The sequence below is a fragment of the Rhodoferax sp. genome (genome assembly GCF_037143375.1).
Classification (GTDB): Bacteria; Pseudomonadota; Gammaproteobacteria; order Burkholderiales; family Burkholderiaceae_C; genus Rhodoferax.
Genome location: NZ_JBAWYV010000236.1, coordinates 1 through 3,599 on the forward strand (window position 1 = coordinate 1; position 3,599 = coordinate 3,599).

Genomic DNA, 3,599 nt, shown 5'->3' on the forward strand with positions numbered 1-3,599 from the left:
GTGGCGGGTCAGGCCACGGTCTTTATCTTCCCCGACCTCAACACCGGCAACACCACCTACAAAGCGGTGCAGCGCTCGGCCAACGTCGTGTCGGTCGGCCCGATGCTGCAGGGTTTGCGCAAACCGGTGAATGATTTGTCGCGCGGCGCACTGGTGGATGACATTGTGTTCACCATCGCGCTGACAGCCATCCAGGCAGAAGCGATGGCCAAGCATTGAGCTTTTGTCACTTGCTACTTTTTTAGTAGCTAATAACGCAATAAACACGGGGGCTAGAGGCTGATTTTATATAAATTCTAGCGTCTGACCCCGGCGGCCTTGGCGGCACGCCAATTGCTTGTTCATGTCGATCATCATTTGATTGTTCCGATATGACACACCCATTCTTTCGAGCCGTGCTCACCGCCCTGCTGGCCAGCGTTGCTTACGGCTCAACTTGGGCGCAAGTGGCCCATGCGGACGACCCCTTCCATTCGTTTGCCTGGCCCGACCTGCACAAGGCCTATCTGGGGGGCGAACCCTTTGTGTTTGATGCGCGGGTACAGGTGAGTGGCCCGGCATTTGCCGAAGACCCGATGAACGTGCCGATCAGCGTCGATGCCAAGGACCTGCCGGACGTCACACAAATCGTGGTGTTGGTGGACCGCAATCCGATCCGCAAGGTGCTGGCGTATTACCCGCAGCAAGCACTGCTGCCCCGGGTGTCGTTCAGGTTCAAGATGGAACAGGCCAGCCCGGTGCGCGCGGCCGCCAAAACCAAAGATGGTGTCTGGCATGTCGGCAGCACCTGGGTTGAGTCCTCGGGTGGCGGCTGCACGGTGGCGGGCGCAACTCGGCAGGACGGCAGTTGGTCCAAAACGCTGGGCTTGGTGTCCAGCCGTGTCTTTGACCAATCGCCTGACCCGGCCCAGAGCACCAATCACGGCGCCCGCTTACGCCTGCGCGTCATGCACCCGATGGACACCGGATTGGTCGGCGGCATTCCGGCGTTTTACCTGAACCGATTGCAGGTCAGTAGCAGCACGGGCGAGCCCCTTTTAAAGATGGATTTGTTTGAGCCCGTCAGCGAAAACCCGGTGTTTTCATTCGACTTCGCTCAGCGCATCCCCGGGCCGCTGGTGCTCACGGGTACCGACAACAATGGCAACCGCGTGGCGGCCCAGATTGAATAACGCCATGAAAATCATTTCAATCTACCAATCTGTCCTGGCCTTTCTGCTGCTGTGTTTTGGCAGTATTGCTTGTGCACAAGACCGCGCCACGCTCGACTACCAACTCAAAGCTCGTGCCCTGGCGCCCGGGGTTTACGTGGTCGAAGGCACCAACGCCGACTTCTCGCCCGCGAACGGCTGCAACATCATCAACACGGGTTTCATCGACACCGAGGCCGGCGTACTGGTCATCAACACCGGTCCGTCGCGTCTGTATGGCGAGCAACTGCGGGCGCTGATTGCCCGCACCACGGCGCGGCCCGTGTCGCAAGTGCTGCACCTCAATTTGCACCCCGACTACTTTCTGGGCAACCAGGCCTTTGCCGATGTTCCTCGGCGCGCTACCGCCGAGACACGTGCCGGCATCGCACGCGAATCCGCCAGCTACGAGAGCAACCTCTACCGGGCTTGCGGCGACTGGATGAAGGGCACCGAAACCCTGGCACCCAACACAGAGCAAACACCCGGCCGCTGGACGCTAGGACAGCATCACTTTGAGTTGCGGGCCTACCAGGGTCACACCGCCTCGGATCTGGTGCTGATCGATCTGGACAGCGGCGTGGCGTTTGTGGGTGGTCTGGCGTTTGCTGATCGCATTCCGACCACCCCACACGCCAAACTGCCTCAGTGGCTGACCAGCCTGCGCCAGTTAGAGTCTGACTTGGAAGCGGAACTTCCCGGCAAACAACTGCGCTATGTGGTTCCAAGCCACGGCCCCGTGCGACCCGATATGTCAGCCTTGCGGCAAACCCGCGATTACCTGACTTGGCTGGACGGCACCTTCTCGCAGTCTGCACAAAACGGGCTTGAAATGATCGATGTGCTGCGCAGTCCGGTGCCAGCCACTTACCGCACTTGGGCCGCCTTCAACACCGAGTTCACACGCAACGTGACGCACCTCTACCCCCAATACGAAGTCCAGAGTTTGGGGGCAGCCCAGCCGCTGCGTTGAATAGTTTTAGCAAAGGTCCGCTTTGTTGGATACTTGGCAAATGACCAAGATGACTCATGAAGTAATGCCGACGACTGTCGCGATGATGGCGTTTGCAGCCAACTCGCTGCTGTGCCGCATGGCGCTACGCGGCGCCCATATCGACGCGGCAAGCTTCACCCTTATTCGCCTGGCCTCGGGTGCGCTGATGCTGTGGCTCATTGTTCGACTTCGGGGCGGATCAATTCGCCAACATGGAAGCTGGCCTTCTGCCTTGGCACTTTTTTCCTATGCCGCAGGCTTCTCGTTTGCCTACCTCACACTCCCCGCGGCGGTAGGGGCCTTGCTGCTTTTTGGCGCGGTGCAAGCGACCATGATTGGTTATGGACTTTGGCGTGGCGAACGGCTCGGCCTTGTCCAGTCTGGCGGATTAATCCTGGCCTTTACCGGGTTAGTCGGGCTGATGTTGCCAGGCCTTGCGGCCCCGCGCCTGGATGGCGCACTTTTGATGACTTTGGCAGGCGTTGGGTGGGGTGTTTATTCCTTGCGTGGCCGCGGCAGCAGCAACGCCACAGCCAGCACAGCGGGTAATTTCATCCGCTCACTGCCGTTTGTTGCGGCGCTCAGTCTTGTCATGCTGCCGCGCTATTCGCTGGATATTTTTGGCATTGGCTACGCCGTTGCCTCTGGCGCGCTTGCCTCTGGCCTCGGCTACGCGCTCTGGTACAGCGTGTTGCCAAAATTGCGGGCCACGTCAGCCGCCACGGTCCAACTTGGTGTACCGGTGCTTGCGGCGCTGGGTGGCGCCTTATTTCTGGATGAAGCCATCACACTGCGTCTTGTCCTTGCCTCCATCGCTGTTTTGGGAGGCATCGCGCTGGTTGTGACCGGGCGGAAACTCACGAAGTGACGCGTATCACTCCGTAATTTTCCTGTTGAGAACGGGAGGTCAGTGCGAAAGAATCCAGAACACCAGTTGACGAGCATCGGCTTCCGAGATCGCTACCGCGTTAGGCGGCATGGCAATACCGGCAGCCTTGTTCTTCCAGTGACTGGCGTAGGGGTTGGAGCCTTCGAGCACGATGTGGGTCAGGAACTCGGTCGCGCCGGGCTTGCCTTTGTACTGAATAGCGACATCTTCCCAAGCGGGTCCAACGGGCTTGCTACCGTTTTTGGAGTCCTGATGTTTCAGGGTATGACACGTAAAGCAGCCCGCATTGTTGGCCATTTTCTTGGCTTTCTCATCGTTGGCATCGTCTGCCTTGGCAACGACCGAAGAGAGCAAGAGTAAACCGGCCAAGCCAGCGAGTAGGGTGCGATGAACCATGGTAAAAAACCTCCTAGTGAAAAAATAATTAAAGGGGCAAGACTAGCCGTAATCCCAACGTCCAATTGCGACCCGGCGCTGGCTCGTAATACTGCGATGACGCCTGGTTGACAATGACCGAGCCGACATA

5 protein-coding genes are annotated in these 3,599 nt (G+C 58.8%); 4 read left to right on the forward strand and 1 reads right to left on the reverse strand.

The window, feature by feature from the left end; genetic code table 11:
- The 4 genes from WCG50_RS18260 to WCG50_RS18275 all read left to right on the forward strand — a co-directional run.
- Window positions 1-219 (forward strand): phosphate acyltransferase (locus tag WCG50_RS18260; protein ID WP_336901023.1); only part of this gene is annotated, 219 nt, incomplete at its 5' end.
- A 152-nt stretch (window positions 220-371) separates the two neighbouring features.
- Window positions 372-1,172 carry a quinoprotein dehydrogenase-associated SoxYZ-like carrier gene (locus WCG50_RS18265; RefSeq protein WP_336901024.1) on the forward strand — a complete coding sequence of 267 codons (801 nt, stop codon included), beginning with the start codon at window positions 372-374 and terminating at the stop codon, window positions 1,170-1,172.
- A gap of 4 nt (window positions 1,173-1,176) precedes the next feature.
- A complete protein-coding gene (locus WCG50_RS18270; protein ID WP_336901025.1) occupies window positions 1,177-2,163 on the forward strand; it encodes a quinoprotein relay system zinc metallohydrolase 1 in 987 nt (328 codons plus the stop codon).
- Between the two features lie 40 nt (window positions 2,164-2,203).
- Window positions 2,204-3,052 (forward strand): DMT family transporter, encoded by an 849-nt coding sequence (locus tag WCG50_RS18275; RefSeq protein ID WP_336901026.1) that lies wholly within the window; start codon window positions 2,204-2,206, stop codon window positions 3,050-3,052.
- Between the two features lie 39 nt (window positions 3,053-3,091).
- Here WCG50_RS18275 and WCG50_RS18280 read toward each other — a convergent pair whose 3' ends face one another.
- A complete protein-coding gene (locus tag WCG50_RS18280; protein WP_336901027.1) occupies window positions 3,092-3,469 on the reverse strand; it encodes a c-type cytochrome in 378 nt (125 codons plus the stop codon).
- Window positions 3,470-3,599 lie beyond the last annotated feature (130 nt).

Coding starts and splice junctions, on each gene's coding strand:
- WCG50_RS18275 (WP_336901026.1), top strand. CDS start 2,204: ATGACCAAGATGACTCATGAAGTAATGCCGACGACTGTCGCGATGATG.
- WCG50_RS18265 (WP_336901024.1), top strand. CDS start 372: ATGACACACCCATTCTTTCGAGCCGTGCTCACCGCCCTGCTGGCCAGC.
- WCG50_RS18280 (WP_336901027.1), bottom strand. CDS start 3,469: ATGGTTCATCGCACCCTACTCGCTGGCTTGGCCGGTTTACTCTTGCTC.
- WCG50_RS18270 (WP_336901025.1), top strand. CDS start 1,177: ATGAAAATCATTTCAATCTACCAATCTGTCCTGGCCTTTCTGCTGCTG.